The organism is Sphingomonas sp. T1 (assembly GCF_902506585.1).
Taxonomy (GTDB): Bacteria; Pseudomonadota; Alphaproteobacteria; order Sphingomonadales; family Sphingomonadaceae; genus Sphingomonas; species Sphingomonas aerolata.
Map to the genome: position 1 here is coordinate 14,892 of NZ_LR733882.1, position 18,365 is coordinate 33,256.

19 protein-coding genes and 2 pseudogenes are annotated in these 18,365 nt (G+C 62.1%); 12 read left to right on the forward strand and 9 right to left on the reverse strand.

The window, feature by feature from the left end; translation table 11 throughout:
* Positions 1-274: 274 nt before the first annotated feature.
* Together leuD and leuC are read right to left on the reverse strand one after the other, a co-directional pair.
* The gene (gene leuD / locus GV027_RS18410) at positions 275-892 is read right to left on the reverse strand and encodes a 3-isopropylmalate dehydratase small subunit (RefSeq protein WP_159513110.1); all 618 of its coding nucleotides are present in this window, start codon (positions 890-892) and stop codon (positions 275-277) included.
* Positions 889-2,331, reverse strand: coding sequence for a 3-isopropylmalate dehydratase large subunit (gene leuC / locus GV027_RS18415; protein ID WP_159513111.1), 1,443 nt, complete (start codon positions 2,329-2,331; stop codon positions 889-891). Before leuC ends, leuD begins: the two co-directional genes overlap by 4 nt.
* 77 nt (positions 2,332-2,408) lie before the next feature.
* Here leuC and GV027_RS18420 point away from each other — a divergent pair, with 77 nt between their 5' ends.
* Positions 2,409-3,167: an IclR family transcriptional regulator gene (locus tag GV027_RS18420; RefSeq protein WP_159513112.1), complete on the forward strand. Its 759-nt coding sequence runs from the start codon at positions 2,409-2,411 to the stop codon at positions 3,165-3,167.
* 5 nt (positions 3,168-3,172) lie between these two features.
* On the opposite strand, the gene GV027_RS18425 is transcribed toward GV027_RS18420, so the two are convergent.
* From GV027_RS18425 to GV027_RS18435, 3 genes are read right to left on the reverse strand one after another with little or no spacing between them, the layout of a single operon-like run.
* Positions 3,173-4,351, reverse strand: coding sequence for a 3-hydroxybenzoate 6-monooxygenase (locus tag GV027_RS18425; protein ID WP_159513113.1), 1,179 nt, complete (start codon positions 4,349-4,351; stop codon positions 3,173-3,175).
* A complete protein-coding gene (locus tag GV027_RS18430) occupies positions 4,348-5,202 on the reverse strand; it encodes a fumarylacetoacetate hydrolase family protein (protein ID WP_159513114.1) in 855 nt (284 codons plus the stop codon). Before GV027_RS18430 ends, GV027_RS18425 begins: the two co-directional genes overlap by 4 nt.
* A 24-nt stretch (positions 5,203-5,226) precedes the next feature.
* Positions 5,227-6,246 carry a cupin domain-containing protein gene (locus tag GV027_RS18435; RefSeq protein ID WP_159513115.1) on the reverse strand — a complete coding sequence of 340 codons (1,020 nt, stop codon included), beginning with the start codon at positions 6,244-6,246 and terminating at the stop codon, positions 5,227-5,229.
* Positions 6,247-6,428: 182 nt separating this feature from the next.
* On the opposite strand from GV027_RS18435, the pseudogene GV027_RS18440 reads away from it, so the two are divergent.
* Positions 6,429-6,611: pseudogene (locus GV027_RS18440) on the forward strand (transposase); the annotation flags it as partial.
* Between the two features lie 354 nt (positions 6,612-6,965).
* Here GV027_RS18440 and GV027_RS18445 read toward each other — a convergent pair.
* A pseudogene (locus GV027_RS18445) lies at positions 6,966-7,166 on the reverse strand (transposase); the annotation flags it as partial.
* Between the two features lie 513 nt (positions 7,167-7,679).
* Entirely contained in the window at positions 7,680-8,006 is a 327-nt protein-coding gene (locus tag GV027_RS18450) for a hypothetical protein (protein WP_159513116.1), read from the reverse strand.
* 248 nt (positions 8,007-8,254) lie between these two features.
* Between GV027_RS18450 and GV027_RS18455 the strand changes: the two genes are divergently transcribed.
* The 7 genes from GV027_RS18455 to arsH all read left to right on the forward strand — a co-directional run bounded on the left by GV027_RS18455 (position 8,255) and on the right by arsH (position 14,406).
* The gene (locus tag GV027_RS18455; protein ID WP_159513117.1) at positions 8,255-8,647 is read left to right on the forward strand and encodes a DUF3768 domain-containing protein; all 393 of its coding nucleotides are present in this window, start codon (positions 8,255-8,257) and stop codon (positions 8,645-8,647) included.
* A gap of 1,399 nt (positions 8,648-10,046) precedes the next feature.
* On the forward strand, positions 10,047-10,733 hold the full coding sequence (locus GV027_RS18460; RefSeq protein ID WP_159513118.1) for a ParA family protein: 687 nt from the start codon (positions 10,047-10,049) through the stop codon (positions 10,731-10,733).
* On the forward strand, positions 10,730-11,092 hold the full coding sequence (locus GV027_RS18465) for a hypothetical protein (RefSeq protein WP_159513119.1): 363 nt from the start codon (positions 10,730-10,732) through the stop codon (positions 11,090-11,092). Before GV027_RS18460 ends, GV027_RS18465 begins: the two co-directional genes overlap by 4 nt.
* 489 nt (positions 11,093-11,581) lie before the next feature.
* Positions 11,582-11,914, forward strand: a complete 333-nt coding sequence (locus GV027_RS18470) for an ArsR/SmtB family transcription factor (RefSeq protein ID WP_159513120.1) — start codon at positions 11,582-11,584, stop codon at positions 11,912-11,914.
* Between the two features lie 13 nt (positions 11,915-11,927).
* Entirely contained in the window at positions 11,928-12,368 is a 441-nt protein-coding gene (gene arsC, locus GV027_RS18475; protein ID WP_159513121.1) for an arsenate reductase (glutaredoxin), read from the forward strand.
* Positions 12,368-13,651, forward strand: coding sequence for an arsenic transporter (locus GV027_RS18480; protein ID WP_159513122.1), 1,284 nt, complete (start codon positions 12,368-12,370; stop codon positions 13,649-13,651). The genes arsC and GV027_RS18480 overlap by 1 nt, the downstream gene beginning before the upstream one ends.
* A complete protein-coding gene (arsH, locus tag GV027_RS18485; protein WP_159513123.1) occupies positions 13,651-14,406 on the forward strand; it encodes an arsenical resistance protein ArsH in 756 nt (251 codons plus the stop codon). Before GV027_RS18480 ends, arsH begins: the two co-directional genes overlap by 1 nt.
* A gap of 258 nt (positions 14,407-14,664) precedes the next feature.
* Here the strand turns inward: arsH and GV027_RS18490 are convergent, their stop codons facing one another.
* On the reverse strand, positions 14,665-14,925 hold the full coding sequence (locus GV027_RS18490) for a hypothetical protein (RefSeq protein WP_159513124.1): 261 nt from the start codon (positions 14,923-14,925) through the stop codon (positions 14,665-14,667).
* Between the two features lie 289 nt (positions 14,926-15,214).
* Between GV027_RS18490 and GV027_RS18495 the strand changes: the two genes are divergently transcribed.
* Genes GV027_RS18495 through GV027_RS18505 form a run of 3 tightly spaced genes read left to right on the forward strand, consistent with a single transcriptional unit; the run spans position 15,215 to position 18,101 of the window.
* Positions 15,215-15,796, forward strand: coding sequence for a hypothetical protein (locus GV027_RS18495; RefSeq protein WP_159513125.1), 582 nt, complete (start codon positions 15,215-15,217; stop codon positions 15,794-15,796).
* A 32-nt stretch (positions 15,797-15,828) separates the two neighbouring features.
* Complete coding sequence (locus GV027_RS18500; protein ID WP_236559373.1) at positions 15,829-17,226, forward strand: relaxase/mobilization nuclease domain-containing protein; 1,398 nt, start codon at positions 15,829-15,831, stop codon at positions 17,224-17,226.
* Positions 17,223-18,101: a hypothetical protein gene (locus GV027_RS18505; protein WP_159513126.1), complete on the forward strand. Its 879-nt coding sequence runs from the start codon at positions 17,223-17,225 to the stop codon at positions 18,099-18,101. The genes GV027_RS18500 and GV027_RS18505 overlap by 4 nt, the downstream gene beginning before the upstream one ends.
* Before the next feature lie 24 nt (positions 18,102-18,125).
* Here the strand turns inward: GV027_RS18505 and GV027_RS18510 are convergent, their stop codons facing one another.
* The gene (locus GV027_RS18510) at positions 18,126-18,335 is read right to left on the reverse strand and encodes an antitoxin VbhA family protein (RefSeq protein ID WP_159513127.1); all 210 of its coding nucleotides are present in this window, start codon (positions 18,333-18,335) and stop codon (positions 18,126-18,128) included.
* Positions 18,336-18,365 lie beyond the last annotated feature (30 nt).

Genomic DNA, 18,365 nt, shown 5'->3' on the forward strand with positions numbered 1-18,365 from the left:
CGGATGGCTGCCTGATCGCAGCGCCGCGGACCGTCACCCCGTGAACGGGCGTTATCGTTCGGGAGGCCGATGTCGGGGTCTTCATTGGAGAAAGCGTATTCTCATTGACGGTCTGGGCCGTTGCGATTCCCGTATACCCAAAGATAGATAGAATAAGTGCTGACGCGGCAACGCGAACGGAACTTCCTATGTTACTATACGGAATAGTTCTCCTAATCATTGTTTCATCCTCCCTATTTCTCGCTTATTTTTTTAAAAGTATTTGCTCTACGTCTCACGTCGCGATGTTCAGGTTCCTCGTATCAATAGAGACTTCCCATTCTGGAGAACGAGACACCGCATCTCCACGCGCAGTGATTTCCGATAGGTGCGACAAGGTTTGTTCGATCTGATCCACGCCGCTCATCAGTCGTTGGCGGACATCGGCGTCGAGTTCGAAGGGCAGGCGTTCGCCGGAAGCCGTCGTGACGACCATGTCGGCCAAGCTCATGGCAAACGGCTCATAAGCCTCGGCGCGTATCGCGAGCGCGTCGATCAGGCCTGGAGCCAGAACGATCGTCGCGATACCGTTCTGCGCGGCATTCTGCGCAAAGATGTCGGCAAAGCCTTTGCCCAGGATGACCCGGATGCCGATATCGGCGATGGCCCAGACCGCATGCTCCCGGCTGGATCCGCATCCGAAATTGCTACCGACGACAAGGAATGGCGCGTCCCGCCGAGCGACGTCGTTGAAGGCGCTTTTCGGCTCCTGTCTCAGCGTCTCGAAGGCGAACTGGCCAAGTCCGACGCGCGAGATGGTCTTCATGTGCTCAGCCGGAAAGATCGTATCCGTATCGCAATTATCGCGATTCAGCGGATACGCTTGTCCTTGGGCATCCAAGAGCGGCGTCATGGCTGATAGGTCCTGGGATCGCAGATGTGCCCGGCGACGGCTGAGGCCGCAGCCATCGCCGGCGACATCAGATGGGTTCGCGCGCCGGGGCCTTGCCGCCCTTCAAAATTGCGGTTCGACGTGGATGCGCAGCGATCACCCGCGCCGATGCGGTCTTCGTTCATGCCAAGACAGGCGGAACAGCCGGGTTCCCGCCATTCGAAGCCAGCCAACTGGAATATGCGGTCGAGCCCTTCGGCTTCCGCCTGCCGTTTGACGAGTCCGGACCCCGGCACGACAAATGCCCGCTTCAGCGTGGACGCGACGTGCCGTCCCTTTACGATGCCCGCCGCCTGGCGCAGGTCTTCGATACGCGCATTGGTACATGATCCTATGAACGCCACATCGATCGCAATGTCGGTGGTCGCCATCCCCGCCGTCAGGCCCATATAGGCCAAGCTGGCAGCTGCCGCGCGGCGCCGTTCCGGATCCGCGAACGACGCAGGGTCGGGAACGGCGTCGCCCACCGGCACCACATCCGCCGGCGACGTACCCCAAGTCACCATCGGCCTCATTTGCGAGACGTCGATCCCGATGGTTTTCGTGAAAACGGCATTCGGGTCCGAGCGCAGGTTTCGCCATTGTGCGACCGCCCGATCCCACGCGCTGCCCCGCGGGGCGAGCGGTCGTCCCGCAAGATAGGCAAAGGTCGTATCGTCCGGGGCTATCAGGGCAGATCGTGCACCGGCCTCGATTGCCATATTGCAAAGGGTCAGGCGCCCCTCAACGGAGAGGGATTCGATGGCGCGACCGGTGTATTCGATCACGAAGCCATTGCCGCCAGCAGGCCCTAGACGGCCGACGATGGAAAGCGCCAGATCCTTGGCGGTCACATACTCGGGAAGAATACCCTCGAGATGGACGCGCATCGATCGCGACTTGCGTTGCAGCAAGGCCTGCGTCGCTAGCACATGCTCCACCTGCGAGGTGCCGATGCCGAATGCCAGCGCCCCCAAGGCGCCATGACTGGCTGTATGCGAATCCCCACAGACGACCGTGAGGCCGGGAAGGATCAGCCCCTGCTCCGGCCCAACGACGTGGACGATCCCCTGACGCTCATCCGATACGTCCAGCAGGGGTACGCCGAACTCGGCGCAATTGCGCGACAAGGTGTGTATCTGCTTTTCGGAATCGGTTGCCTCGCGTTCGGGTGTCAGCTTCGAAAGGCCGCGATCGCTTGACGTCGGAACATTATGGTCGGGGACGGCGATCGTTCGGTCTGGGCGGAGCACTGTCCTCGACGCCGTCCGCAATCCCTCGAACGCCTGCGGGCTGGTGACTTCGTGGACGAGATGTCGATCGATGTAGACCAAGCACATGCCGTCAGCCTGTTCGTCGACGAGATGCGCATCCCAAATCTTGTCGTACAGGGTCTGGGGAGGTACGAACCGGTCGATCATGGCGTAAGGCCGGGATCAAGGCGCGGTCCGTCGCTGCCGGGCGGCATCGCTCCAAACCATCGAGGGCACATCAGCGCGTGAGCACGAAAACTTCCGATCGCGTCATCGAACTGCTCGAACTGTTCGGATCGGACGAAAACGGCTGGACGGTCGAACGCGCGGCCGAGCGGCTGGGCATCTCGGTATCGAACGCCTATCGCTATTTCCGCACGCTGAGCTCGGGCGGTTATATCGTCGGCGTCGGCGCGGGCCGATACGTGCTGGGTCCGGCGGTTATGAAGCTCGATCGCCTGATGCGGTTGAGCGACCCGCTGATCCGAACGGCACGGCCAGAAATGCGCAAGATCGTCGCCACCGCGCCGCCCTACAGCGTCGCTATTCTTTGCCGCCTCTACAAGGGGCAGGTTATCTGCATCCACGACGAACTTATCCTGCCACCGCAGCTCTCCTTCAGCTACGAGCGCGGCCTGCCAATGCCCCTTTGGCGCGGCGCTGCGTCGAAGGCCGTCATGGCGCACCTGCCGACGAAAGTTATTCACGGCCTGTGGGCGGCGCATGGCGAAGAGATGCTCGACACCGGCCTTGGCCCCGGTTGGGATAAGGTCAAGGCAAGCCTCCGCGTGCTCCGCGATCGGGACGCGGTCACGACCAACAGGGAGCTGGGAACCCCGACGCGTGGCGTGGCCGCGCCCATCTTTAACAACGGACAGGTAATCGGCAGCATCGGGCTGGTGCTGTTGGTCGACCAGATCGGCTTTGACGATCCGGACCTGGAAACCACGATCGCGGCTGCGGCGCGGCGCATTTCGTCTAGTCTGGACGACGACACCTCGTAACGCGTTCATCCTGAAAGCGCGCTTGCGCCGTACAGCCAGTCCAACCCGGCATAGGCCTGCTCGGGCGTGCGCGCCGACAGCATGATATTGCGCATTTCGGCCTTAACGCCTTCGGCGTGATAGAACTCGCCATGAACACGCGCCATCACCTGGCACCGCGCAGTGCGCAAATAGCGTTTTGTCTGATATTGCTGGAACGCGGTAGGCAGATCAGAGCCGTTTTCAGCTACCGACTGTCCTAGGATGACAGCGTCTTCCATGGCCATGCACGCGCCCTGCGCAAGATATTGCAGCATCGGATGGGCCGCATCTCCGACTAGGGTAATGTTATTCTTGCTCCAGGTTTTGACCGGCTCACGGTCGCACAGCACCCACATCCGCCAGCCATCGATCCTGGACAACAGGGTCTTCACCGTCGCACAGGCGTCTGAGAAGCGGCGGTTCAGCTCATCCACATCGCCCTTGGTGTTCCATCCTTCGACATATTTATCACTGTGAAAGACGGCGACGAGGTTGAAAAGATCACCGCCGCGCAGCGGATACTGGACAAGATGATGCTTGGGCCCTCCCCACAGGATCATCGCGTTCTGGCGGAACTCTTCTGGCACGTCAGACGCCGGGAGAACCGCACGATAGGCGATGTGCCCCGACACCACCGGCGCATCGTCGCCGACGACCAGTTCGCGCGTGCGGGACCACAAACCATCCGCCCCGATCAGCGCGCTACCTTCGAAATCCCGTCCATCCTCGGTCGTGATGGTAACGGTCGCACCTTCGGCGATGCTATTGATCCGAATGTCGGTCAGAAGCTCGATAAGCGGATGCTGTTCTGCGGCGCGCAAGAGAACCGAATGCAGGTCGTGGCGGTGGATCAGAGTGTATGGATATTGGAAACGTTCTTTGAACGCCTGCCCGGTCGGGATCGTCGTGACGCGATCGCCACTCATGCTATCCATGAAGACAAGTTCATCGGGGAAAACCCCCAGCGTCATCGCTTCGTCAACCAGACCGAGCCTCTCCAGCGCTCGAAACCCATTGGGGCCTAGCTGAATCCCGGCACCGATCTCGGCAAACTCCTTGGCTTGCTCCACCAGCAAACTCGGTACGCCATGCTTGGCCAAGGCCAGCGCGGTCGCCAGACCGCCGATCCCGCCTCCGACGATCAATATTGGTTTGTTCGTCATTGCGTCACCGCCATCTCAAGAGCACCGATCCTGTCGATCGATGCGCGGATCGTATCGCCAGGTTGGATCGGACCGACGCCTTCCGGTGTGCCGGTGAACAGGATGTCGCCAGGTTCGAGCGTGTAGAATTTGCTGGCGAACTCGATCAGGTCGCCGACGTTCATGATAAGGTCGCGCGTGTTCGCTCGTTGCCGTGGCTCGTCCCCGACATCGAGCGCTAGGTCCAAGCCAGATGGATCGCCCAGTTCTTCGGCGGTAACCAGCCACGGCCCTAGTACCGAATAGCTGTCCAGCGACTTGCGCAGGCTGCGCTCTTCGGGTCCGCGAATAGTGATGTCCAGACCGATGGTGTAGCCCGCCACATACTGCAGCGCGTCCGCCGCCAAGACGTTCTTTGCGGTCTTGCCGATGACGACGGCCAACTCGACTTCATGATCAGTACGACGGTCCGGCAGTCCGATTACGATATCGGCAGACGCCCCTACCAGCGAACTCGTAGCTTTTAGAAATAGCCCCGTTTCCTGGATTTTGCGGACATGGGCGCGCGAGAAGGTCGCCTCGTCAGCGATCGCCTCATCGAGATGCGCCTGATAATTGACGGGCGCGGCGATCAGCTTGCCCGGATTGGCAACCGGGCTTTCTAGCAAAACCTCAGCCAGTGGTATGCGCGGCGCGGCCACCACCGCTGCCTCAAACGCCGGCTGTAACGTTGGTAACGCCGCGATCAACACGTCGTTACGGGGAAGCGGATATCGAAATGACGGGAGCCTATCGAGTACCGAGGTGACGTCGGCGACATCGTCACCGATGACGACGCCCACGCGACCGCCGTTGAATAAACATATCTTCATGATGAATCTCCGACAAAAGGGACGTCAGGCCGCCTGGGCCTTTTCGGCTCTCCAGAAGCCGAGGGCTTCCTGCAGCGGACGGTCCGAAAAGCTGAACAGCGTGCAAGCGTCGGTCGTTTCGAACGATCGCCACGCCCAGCCCGGCAGGACGAACACATCACCTGGCCGCATCTCGGTGGTCTGCCCGCTGATCGTCACCCGCAACGTTCCTTCGACGACACAGCCGACCGCTGCGTCCGTCTCCCGGAATGCCTGTCCCTTGAAGTCGGCTGGGAACAATTGGAGGAATGCCGCCATGCTCGGGATCGGCGAGCGCCCCGTCGTAGGATCAGTGTAACGAAGCTTGAGTCCTTCGGCTCCGTCCCAATCATCGGCTTTCGCGAGTTGCTCCAATGCCGCCTTGGCGCGTGCGTAAGGATAATGGAACACCGGGCTTACCGGCCCTGTCTGATGCCCGACCGGCACAAGCCCGGATGCATAGCGTGCCACGGTGTCACCCGTCGGCCGGCGAAGATTTTGCCGCTCGTGCGCCCCGTCCGCTGAAAAGCCGGCGTTCAACAGTTGGACGATCGGCACGTCGAGGCCATCGAGCCACATCACAGGGTCGGGTCCGTCCGCGCCGTGATCGTGTAGCTCCCCCGATGGCGTAATAATGAAATCGCCGCGCGCCATCTCAACCCGCTCGCCGTTGACCGTCGTAAACCCGCCCTGTCCTGAAAGAATGAGCCGCAGCGCGGAAGCAGTATGCCTGTGGGCTGGAGCCGTCTCGCCCGGCAGGATCATCTGGATGCCGGCATACAGCGAATTCGTCGCCATCGACCGGCCGCGAAGGCGCGGATTCTCAAGCACCAGAACCCGACGCTCGGCGTCTTCAGCCGAGATCGATTCACAGGCGATATCCATGTTCGCGCGGATGGTGGCGGCGCGCCAGATGACCGGGTCAATCACCTGTTTCGGCTCACGCGGCGTTAGGCCACGAAGCACCTCCCAAAGGGGAGCCATATTATCGCAACTTAACGTCTCACGAAGCGCATTCGCTTCCATAACCTTCTCCAAAAGTCATTATTATCGTTATATGATAATCTATGCAGCTTCGGAGTCAACCTTCGAAAGGAGGTTTTTAGCGCTGCTGAGGTGGCCCGAGAGGTTGCTCGGGGATCTGAACAGTGGGGATAAGTGGATTGCCGATCTGACAGCGGCCATGCTGGCCGCGAGCAGGAGGCAAGATGAGCACGCGACCATGCCGGAACTACAGCCCGGCGTTCAAGGCCAAGGTGGCGTTGGTTGCGGTGAAGGGTGAGAAGACACTGGCCGAGCTGGCGCGGCAATTTGATGTGTATCCGAACCTCATCAACCAATGGCGGGCGCGGCTGCTGGAGGGCGCGGCGGACGTGTTCGGCGGAGAAGCCGGCACCGGCCGAGCCGGTTACCGACGTGACGGTGCTGCGCATTTCGGTAACGCCACACGCTAGGAATATTCGCGTCGATCTCGGTTACGGGATCATCGCGTCCACGCGCAAATTACGCGCGACAGCGCCTCGGCGTCGACAGTGCCGTCGACGGTCAGGCGTACACATGAAGGCAGCTCGATGCCGATCTGGTGTTACTCCGCCCCGCCGGCCTGGTAACTGACTGCCGTTGCCGTTAGCCCGTTCCGGTAGTCTCCTTGATGATCGTCCGGTTCATCCGTTCGACCTCGCCGTGCCCACTTAAAGGTCCGGTCTGACCCACCTCGCATCGCGTGTGAAGTGAGCCGAACACCGAACCTCCTGCTGCTCGGGTTTCATCTGACGGTTGCCCGGGAATGCCGACTGGGGATCAGCTTCCGCTTCGCGGACCCATTTGCGCAGCACGTTCCCGTGCAGGTCCAGGTCACGCGCGGCCTGCGCTACCGCAACGCCCCGATCTCGGACCAACTTCACCGCCTCGAGCTTGAACTCTCGGCTGAACTTCCGTCGTTGCATTTACACCCTCCGGTTCCGAAAATACCTTATCTCGGTGTCCACGAAACCGGCAGCAGCTCACAGACTGGCAGCTCATGACGCGCCAACCACCGCCCCCTGTCAGTCCTAGACGTTCGAGCGGGCACTAATGAACGCCTTCGTCTGCGCGATCCACCCAATAGCTCGGGCGTTCTCAGCGCTCTGATTATGCGCAGTTCGGCTGGACGGAAAGGTCCGCCGAACTTCGATATCACGAGGGACTCTACATAATCTCGAATGGGTCATAATCGCTGTTATGCAGATATCCGCATAACAACGAATACGACCCTTACGCCTGAGCCTCCCGGGGGGGCTTTGGCCCCCCTCCCCTCTCCGCTCGTCAACCGTCAAGGCGCAGGAGCGGGCATCGAGCCCGCCCCGGCGCCGCTGCGCAAGCACGGAAGCGCCGCTAGACGAAGGGCTTCTGCCCCCCTTCTACCCACCGCTTGGGTGCGGAATTCAAATTCAGACGGTATCTCTTCCGGAGGCGGGCAATCAGCTCCACGCCGTCCGGACAGGCGGCAGTTCCTCGAACACCTTCATCAGCCGCGGGTCGCGCAGGAGCGTCACCCATTCCCGGCCATAGGTTCGCGACGCCAGATAGAACGTAGACCCCTCGCACTCGACCATCCGGCAGCGCTCCAGCTTGTCGACCAGCGAATAGTCAGGACCGTGGCGTGCCACGATGTCTTCCAACTCGGCCCGCATCAGCGTCCCGCATTTGCAGCAGCGGGTCCGGACCAACGCCTTCATCCGGAGCATATCGCCCGCGCTGGCCATCCAGCGAGGCCACAGGGCAACGATGTTGTCAGCCGTTTCCATGATCGAACGATACGCCCCGATCGGCGCGGTCGTCCAGCATCAGCCCCGACCTGAAGTCTCTTCCCTGTCGACGATCCGCGCGGCATTTCGGGCTTCCACGTCCTGGCCGGGGCGCACCCCCGCGCAAGCCCGCCAGCGGGCTTCTCCACTCCGTTGCGACCCTACGGGTGCGCGAGTGACCTATGCCCCGGCCGTCCTGTCGCCTGTCGAAAGGCCCCGATCGTCGGGGTCAATGGCAGGAGACCATCATGGCCGAGCAAACGCCTCAATCAGACCGCGCCAAAGGTGGCGCAGCGGAGATCGCCCGCCACAATGACTGGCTGCGCGAGCATCTCACCGCCCCGGGCAACAACCGGGTCGTGATGACCAGCGGGATCGCAGACCTGATGGGCGACGTCAGCCTGTTCCGAAACTTCCGCAAGCGTGCGGAGCTGCTCCGCACCGTTCGCGACTTCGACGCCTTCGACGACGCGATCGACCCCTACGGCGAGCACGACCTGGGCCGGTTCCTGTTCGAGGGCACCGACTGCTACTGGAAGATCGACTACTACAATCACGACCTGACCGCAGGTTCGGAGGATCCGGCGGATCCCTTCAAGACAACGCGCGTCCTCACGATCATGCGCGTCGACGAACGCTGACCCGTAGCCCCGGCGCAGTGGCGCCGGGGCTACGCACTCCGCCCGAAAGGATGGGATCATGAATGCTGAGACCCCCCTCCCCCTCCACGCTCGTCGCTCAGCGCGGCCGAGCGCGCGCGACGTGAACGCCAGGTCGACTTCGCTCGTGGAAACGTTCGTCATGAAGGCGGCATTCTCCTCGACGAGATCGAGCGCCTCAACGCCGGCTACGTTGCCGGAGAACCCGGGAGCGACGAGCTGACGGTCGCCATTCTTGTATCGAAGGTTGTCCAGCTTCGGTGAGCGCCGTGAAGTGGCAGGGATGTTCGTCGCGTGGGGCGGCGTCTCCCCTACCCCACCAACGTCGAAAAGGCTCTGACGTCGACGACTTCCATCGTGACGATCGGGTGGAGCCAGCGTCAAGGATGCGCGGTGCCCCCAATTTTGCCGCGGACTTCGCTTCGCTTACGCTCCACTCCGACCACGGCAAAATCGGCACCCCCACGCCCCGCTTGCGCGGCCGCTTTGCGGTCCTGTGACCCCGCCCCCGCCCGATCGTCGGCGCTCATCCGTCTCAACGAACAGACGGAGGTTCACATGCACGTTCAAACCTAACCCACCCAAGCATGGCTCGCGGAATTCACAAGCATCCAAGCGGAGATCGCAGCGCACGGGATTCCCGCGCCGGCACCCCGGCCCACAGGCAAGCGGACCCGGAAGCTCAAGCCTTTCTGGGAGGAATGAGCATCGTCCGGGCGGCTTCGGCTGCCCGATCAGGGGATCGGTGCTTCGTCTCGTGCGTCGGGGTATCCGGTATGGTTCAGGTCGTGTCGAAATGGATCGAGCCTTGGGCACTTCACGATCGATTTCAACGCTTAGCCCGTTCGGCGTCCCCAGCTTTCGTCGACTTGTGGCTCGGCACTACGATCCCATAAATTGCTTTGGCGACACGCGAATTGTAGGAAGCTGTCCGTTCGGCTGGTTGCTACCTGGTAGCAACCAGCTAGCTATAACGCACTGACTTGGAAGTCGAGCGCGGCCAGGTAGCAACCAAACAGCTATCAAGTAGCATGTTCATAAAGGGTTGGTGGCTGCGACTGTGGCCTTTTCGTAATCCGCATCTCGACCGTATCGCGATGGAGTGTGATGCTAACTTGTAGCAGGTTGGACCCTACTACCAACTAGCTATCGAGCATGCAGCGTGCTAACAGCAATTCTGCAGCGTCCAGGCTGCATCCTGCTAGCGACAAACGTGCTAGCATTTCGCGGTCTGGTTGCGACGTACCCGCAACTATGACGCGAGCTTCTCGCTGTCGGATTGCATCAAAATGGCTAGACGCTAGCTGCTAGGTTGCGATATAGCGGCTGCATGAACGCTGGCTGCTACATAGTAGCAACCTGGCCGCAACGGGAGAGCAGCATGCCAGTCATCAGCTTCGTGTCGCCGAAAGGCGGGGTGGGCAAGACCACCGCGACATTGTTGCTCGCCGGAGAATTGGCGGAGGCGGGCGGCACCGTACGCCTGATCGATGCTGACCCGAACCTTCCGCTGGTCGACTGGGGCCAGTTACCGGGACGACCGGATGCGATAACTGTCGTCGGGTGCCGCGACGAAAACGCGATCATCGATGAAATCGAGAGGGGCGCGTCGGAGGCGCGCTTCACGCTCGTTGACCTCGAAGGCGCGGCGACGGCGACCGTAACATTTGCAATCGCTCAAAGCGATCTGGTGATCATCCCATGCAAGGGGTCACATCTGGACGCCACTCAGGCTGCCCGCGCTATCAAACTGGTCAAACAGACGGCGCGGGGAACCAGAACAGAGATCGACTACGCCATTTTGTTCAGCCAGATCCCACCGGCGCTGCGCTCGAACAATCAGAAGGACATTGCGGAGCAGTTCAACGATGCGGAAATTCCCGTCCTTCCGGTCATGATCTACAACCGCGAGGCCTACCGCGCGATGTTCGCTTCAGGCGGCACGCTTAGAACCATCAACGAAAAGGGCGTCGGTAATATGAAAGCGGCGCTCGAGAATGCCGAGGCTTTCGCGGCCGCCGTGATTGCCAGGCTGCGTAAGGCGCGTGCCATGAAGGAAGCAGCATGACCCGGACCAAGCTTGATCTATCGGAGTTCGACGAGACACCACCGAACAAGGATCCAGCCAGGCTACGCGAGATCAGCGACGTAGCAGGCTTTCCATCTCGTCCCGCGGTCCCCGCTGTCGCCAAGACCGCGCCCGTGCCCGCACCCGCCGATCATCCGCAAGCTGCGACCTTTCAACGCCCGCCGCGCGCAACCGGCAATCGCAATATCGCGATCAACGTCAGGGTTGATCCCGAGACCGCTGCGAGGCTCTATGCCCTTCGCGACGCGGACCCGTCGCGGAAGCGCGTGCTCGCCGACGTCATAGAAGATGCGACGCTCCTGCTTTACGAACGGGAGCTCGGCGCAGCTGGTCGATAAGCAGGGCAGGGGGCTTGCTTGGCCGTCGGAAAGCCGGCGCAACGCAATTCCGGTTGACCGACCCGCGAGCTGCAGAACCTTGTATGTGGCGATTCCACAAGCGAATCCAGAGGCGCTGATTCCTCGCTTGGCATGACCATGGCGAGGCCCGAAGCATCTACGAGCCTCGCGCAGCGCGCATGAACGTACGCGCGATCGCCGGGCGGCAACACGACACAATGCGTGGTCGGCCGGCAGGGGAGGGGGCAGCCTGATCCGGCGCGGACAACCCACTTTTTATTGTCCTCCTCGGTCGAATTGATGCAATTGCGCCGGCTTTCAGTCCCCGGGCGACCAATCAACCGCCCACGACGGTGGGCATCACGAGCGAGGCAGCGCTGCGTACGATAGCGCTCGCGACCCTTTCACAATAAGCGATCGGCAATTGGGCAAGCCGGCACGACAAACCTTCGTGCTGTCGCCGCGTAATATATCCGCTATGCTAGATGTATGGATAATGATTCGGCTATTGTTGCACTTGGAGCCCTTGCACAGGGCACACGGCTCGATGTGTTCCGGTTGCTGGTGCGGCAGGAACCGGACGGCTTGGCTGCCGGCGAAATCGCGCGTCAGCTAGACGTGCCGCAGAACACCATGTCTGCGCATCTCGGCATTCTCGCGCGCGCCGGCATCGTGCGCTCCGAACGTCATAGCCGCTCGATAGTCTATCGTGCCGACCTGAGCGGCCTGCGCGCACTGACGCTGTTCCTCGTCAAGGATTGCTGCGCTGGCTCGCCCGAGCTTTGCGCGCCGCTCCTGGCTGAACTCACCCCCTGCTGCTGAAAGGACGCCCCCGATGAGCAAGAATGCGGCCGTCGACATCATCATCTATCACAACCCCGAGTGCGGCACGTCGCGCAACACGCTGGCGATGATCCGCAATACCGACATCGAGCCGCATGTCGTCGAGTATCTGAAGACGCCGCCCTCGCGCGCGCTGCTGGTCGAGTTGATAGAGCGCGCCGGGATCACACCCCGCGATCTGCTGCGCGAGAAGGGCACGCCCTATGCGGATTTGGGCCTGGGCGACACGTCGCTGTCCGACGACGCGTTGGTGGACGCGATGATGGCGCATCCGGTCCTCATCAACCGGCCGCTGGTCGTCTCGTCACTCGGCGTGAAGCTGTGCCGACCGTCCGAAGCGGTCCTGGATCTGCTGCGTGAGCCGCAACAGGGTGCGTTTGCCAAGGAAGACGGTGAAAAGGTCGTGGACGCCTCGGGTCAGCGCGTCGCCTGATGCTGCTCGCGCTCGCCATCTTCGTCGCCACGATCGCGCTCGTCATCTGGCAGCCCAAGGGCCTCGGCATCGGATGGAGCGCCCTAGGCGGAGCCGCTGTGGCCCTGCTCGCCGGGGTCGTCTCGCTCTCTGATATTCCGGTGGTGTGGGAGATCGTTTGGAACGCGACAGCGACGTTCGTCGCGATCATCATCGTCAGCCTGTTGCTCGATGAAGCCGGCTTCTTCGAATGGGCGGCGCTCCACGTCGCGCGCTGGGGCCGGAAGCATGGTCGCCGGCTGTTCGTACTGATCGTTCTGCTCGGCGCGGCGGTGTCGGCGCTGTTCGCCAATGATGGCGCGGCCCTGATCCTGACGCCGATCGTCATCGCGATGCTGCGCGCGCTGGGATACAAGGACAAGGCAACGCTGGCGTTCGTGATGGCGGCGGGGTTCATCGCCGATACCGCCAGCCTGCCGCTGATCGTCTCCAACCTCGTCAACATCGTGTCGGCCGACTTCTTCCGGATCGGCTTTGCCGATTATGCCTCGGTGATGGTGCCGGTCGATCTGGCGTCGATCGCCGCGACACTGGTCGCGCTGCTGCTGTTCTTCCCGCGCGACATACCGGCCAGCTACGATATGGCGCAGCTCCGCGCGCCTGCTGACGCGATCCACGATCCTGCCACGTTCAAGGCGGGCTGGGTCGTCCTCGCGCTGCTGCTCGCCGGCTTCTTCCTGCTCGAACCCATCGGCGTGCCGGTTAGCGCCGTTGCCGCTGCCGGTGCGGTCCTCCTGCTCGTCATCGCCGCGCGCGGCCACGTCATCGAGACCCGCAAGGTGCTGCGCGGCGCGCCGTGGCAAGTCGTGATCTTCTCGCTCGGCATGTACCTGGTCGTTTACGGCCTGCGGAATGCCGGCCTGACCGATCACCTCGCCGGCCTGCTCGATCGCACCGCGCAAGGCGGCGTGTGGAGCGCGGCATTCGGCACCGGGATTATCGCCGCGCTGCTGTCGTCGGTGATGAACAACATGCCGACCGTGCTGGTGGGGGCGCTGTCGATCGACGCGACCCACGCCACGGGCGCGATCAAGGAAGCCATGATCTACGCCAACGTGATCGGTTGCGACCTCGGGCCGAAGATCACGCCGATCGGTTCGCTTGCTACGCTCCTGTGGCTGCACGTCCTTGGGCAAAAGGGCATCCGGATCGGCTGGGGCTATTACTTCAAGGTCGGCGCGACGCTGACGATTCCGGTACTGTTGGTGACACTCGCCGCGCTTGCCATCAGGCTTAGTCTGTAATGCCGCTCCGCACGCTCTCCAATCCTGACCATCTCCCTGCGCTCGATCGCCGCTATGCGCTTGAGCGTCCCGCCATTGGTCTGGGCGCTGGCGATCCGCCCCCGCGTATCCTGCTGCTCTACGGCTCCCTGCGGGAGCGGTCTTATTCGCGCCTGTGCGTCGAGGAAGCGGCCCGCCTGCTGCAATTCTTTGGCTGCGAGACACGAATCTTCGATCCCGCCACGCTGCCGCTCCCCGATCAGGTGACGGGGGACGATCACCCGGCTGTTCACGAATTGCGGGAACTGTCGATGTGGTCGGAGGGGCATGTGTGGTGCAGCCCCGAGCGGCACGGCCAGATTACCGGCATCATCAAACTGCAAGTCGATCACCTGCCGCTGTCGATGGGCGGAATGCGACCGACGCAGGGCCGGACTCTCGCCGTCATGCAGGTGTCGGCCGGATCGCAGTCATTCAACAGCGTGAACACGCTGCGCGTCCTCGGCCGCTGGATGCGAATGGTGACGATCCCGAACCAGTCGTCAGTCGCCAAGGCATTCAACGAGTTTGACGACGCCGGCCGGATGAAGCCGTCCAGCTACTACGACCGGATCGTCGACGTGATGGAAGAGCTGGTGCGCTTCACGATCTTGCTACGCCCTCACACCGCCCAGCTTGTCGATCGCTATTCCGAGCGCAAGGAGGCCGGGGTGCCGATCGACGCGGCGACCGATCTGTCCAGCATTGCGATCGCACCGTACGCCTCGCAGTCCTGATTACGCGCGTTCCCGATTGGGAATTGGCGCGAGGCACCCAAGGCGAGCCAGCTGTGCGACGCCAACAGGGAAGCCATTTCGTCAAGATCAGTTCCCGGCCCGACTTTCCCGAAACGGCCTATCATCTACGGAGAAGTGGGAAGGCGACCAGCCGTTATGATCGCCGAGCGATAACGGCGCCTGAGCTCCACGAGGGTCAACTCGGCGATATTATGCGACCGGCACGCAAGCGAACTTCGCGCAAAGCTGGGAAGAAGCCTAGGCGAGCGACGCAAGTTGGTTTGCGACCGCTTTGCCGCCATGATTCGAGATTGCCGTCGCGATCGCCCGGGCATCGGCTTTGTCGATCGCTGCGATTTTAATGCGCTCGAGTGCGGCGATAAGAACGGGACGGCCAGCGTCCCGGGCGATCTGCTCCACTGCCTTTGCCTGTTCGTCCAGTTGAGCAAGTTCCGCTCTTAGAGCTTCCCGCCGAGCTTCGATGGCTGCGAGATCGACGACTTTCTTAGTTCGGGCCATTCTTCGTATCCGGTTCCGAGGGGGACAAGTTACCAGGTTGCCAGCGGAAGAAGATATCGCAGGTAAGCAGGCCTAACTGTGCAAACCTTCTGAGCCGATAACACAACGCAGAAATCTAGTTACCGCATGTTTGCAGTCAACGAATTTTCTACTCCGCGTTTGGAGTGAATTAATTCCAAAGAGCTTGTTGTTTAGTGAGGGTAGATAATTATTAGGGATGGCAGGATATGCCTCACGGCACCAATGTTTAACATTGGCTTGTGGGGCGCCGCTGCACGGGGCTTTTGAGATGAATGTAGGCCTGCGGTTGAAGGACGAATTGGTCGCCGAGATCGACCGGGTTGCCGCAGCAAACGGGCAGAACCGCAGTAGCTGGATGGCAAGCGTGCTGGCCAACGCCGTGCTGGCTCCGGAGAACGATGACATCCCGGTGCTGCCAATTCAGGGCAGGGGGCATTCCGACGACCTCGTTCGCGTCACAGTCCGGCTCGAGAGGAGCGAGATCGAAGGTATCGACACCGTAGCTGCGCCGATGAGGATGACGCGAAACGAGTGGATCAAACGCACGCTTCGCTGGCAGCTTTGGGACAAAGCGGGCGTGCTGAGGCTGGCCCCTGCCACCCAGGCTGAGATCGTCAGATTGCGCAAGCAGGTGCTTTTGATCGGCCGAAACATCAATCAGGCGGTCCACGCGATGAACGCCGCCAACCAGCCCGAAAGCTCGCTCGACATCGCCCGCATCGCCGGTCCCTTCAGCGAGAAATGCGAGGAGCTGAAGGCGCTGCTGTTTGCGACCCGGTTGGCCCTCTCTGCTTCGATCGGGGCAGAGGTCGGGTACTGGACCGAAACCTACCGAACGTCAGGAGCGTGAGCTTCCGCTTCTCTTCCGGAACGATGGACTCCATGGCGGGCGTCTTCGCGCCGCCCAAGAAGTATCGCCTAGGGACCGGAGGCGGCAGCGCAAAGGTCCCGAAAACCGGTGGCACTATGCTCGGCCTTGCCGTCGCGTCGATGTTCCCGAAGGCTGCATCCTCGCCGGCCACGTCGCGTCCCAGTGCGCAGGCGAAGCATGCTTTCGGGGGCGGACCGCAGGCCCGGATGAGCGGCCAGGCGATCATGGCTACGGATCGCACATCGCGTCGTGTCCCCGAGGTCATGGTGCGGATCACGGGGCGTCAACATGGCGGCGGACACGTCCTTGCCAACTTCGCCTACATCAGCCGGCTGGGGTACGGTCCCGGCGAGGAACTCGGGCTTGAAACCAGCGAGGGGATCGTTCTGCAGGATGGACGCGACATGCAGATCCTTGCAAAGGATTGGCATAACTTCGAGATGGACGGGGACGCCAGACGCAAAGGTGCGACGTCGATATCCATGATCCTCTCGATGCCGACGGGGACCGATCCGGAGCGTTTGAAAGCGGCGGCCCTGGACTTCGCAGGCGAAGAGTTTGCGAACCGGTCGTGGGTTGCCGGCCTTCACGTCGATCGCGACCATCCGCACGTTCACATCACGATCGCGCGTCGCGATCTCGACGGGCGCCGCTTTCATCCGGACCGAGATGATCTGTTTCGATGGCGGCAACGCTTCGCCGAGAAGCTCCGCGATCGAGGCGTCGAAGCCAACGCCACGCCGACAAGGGCGCGCGGTATCGACCCCGCGCATGAGCACATCGCGGTACAAAAGATGCGCGACAAAGGGCAGGTCCCGCGGATCGACAGGAGCCGCGCCGAGCGCGCCCAGCGCCTTCGTGACCAGGGTATTTCCGATCCGGTCGAGGCCATTCTCGCAAGTCGACAGGCAATTGTTCGCGCGACCTATATGCGATCCGTCGCGGAGTTGTCGGCTTCGCCTTCCCTTGCCGATCAGGTGGTCGCACAGAGCCTCGGGCGGTTCGTCGCAGCATTGCCGCCGCCCGAGCCCAATTCCGCTCGGGCAATGCGTGCCGCTGCACCGTCCCGCACGCGCGACGCGTTCGTCGATGCTCGGACGCGCCCCGCTGTTGCGGATCCCGGGCCTGATCCGATCGCAGCAGCACTGGAGCGTTCTCGCGTCATGCGTGAACTTCTTGTGGCCAAGCAGGCACTCCGGGAGAGTCCCGACCGGACCGAAGACACGCCGCCTGAACGCCGACCTTCGGGGGTATCGGAGCGCCTTCGCTCGCTTATGGGCGAGGCCGAACGGCAGGCCACAGCACCGACGCCAAGCAAGCCGGAGGAGGTCCTTCGCGAGATATTGGATCGTGATCGCGCAACTCGGGACCGCGCGCGTTCGCCGGATAGGGGTGGGCCGAAACGATGAGTACGGACCAGGTAAGCGTTTCTCTGGCAGGCCTTCTGGACGCGTTGACGCTCGTGCAGGTGCAGCTCGATGCGCTGACCGAAAGCGGCCAACGCATCGAGGCGACACACAGAGAGATTGTGAACAGGCTCGACACGATCGATGCGGGCCAGGCCGCCGTGACGGATCTGACGCCGATCCTCGAGATGATCCTAGGGCGATCGATCGACGATCGTGAGATCATGAAGACGCAGCTCGGTACGATTGCGGCGGCGATCGGCTGCGCCCATGCCTCCGCTAACGGTAACAGGGCAGCGCTGCCTGTCGCAGTAGCCAGCGATCCGCTCTTCGAGCGCTTTATCCTGACTCAACCTGCGGATCTTTCATCGGACGAGCGGGCTTTGACGGACTGGCGCAACGCCGCGTCGGCCGCCAGCACCGCAGAGCTTCTTGTTTTCCTGAACCGGCAGTATCAGCCCTCACCAACGGATACACTGGAGACCCGGGTCCTGCGTTACCGTCTGGCGGCACTCACGCGGGCTGAGATCAAGGGGAGGGGTGCTGCGCCGCCGGCACCACCGGGCACCACGGTTGCGGTCGATCGAACCGCCTCAGCTTGCATGATCCGGTCCCACGAACTTGCCGAGCTATGGCGAGCAGGGGAAAGCGCAGCGCTGTACGGCGAACCCGAACTGGCAGGCGCCATAGATCTCTTCGACGATGCGGAGCGCACGCTGGAGTCTGCGGCTGGTGAACATTTTCCGCCCGAGCTGGTCTCGCTTCACAGCGATCTAGCTACCCGCATCGAGGCAGGCGATCGGCCGACCATCGGCGACAGCGGCCCAGCTTCTCCCATCCAACGTGCCACTACGGTCGAGCCCAGCAAGGACCGTTAAAACAGCCCTCAGGCGGACGCGCTGCTATGCTGAGGCGAGGATCGTGGCGGTCAGCTGATCGCTGTCGAGCTCGCAAGCGATGTAGCGAGCGTTGAGTTGCTCGACGTCGTCCGCGAGGATGCCACCTTCGTAGCGAAGACTGCCTCGAGTGAAGTTGATTTCACCGACGCGGCGCGCGCGCTCCGCCTCGCTGATGGCGGGCACGGGCGATGTGAAGGGCGCTGTTGCATCCATCAGGCAGCCCTTTCCTGCATCAGCCAATCC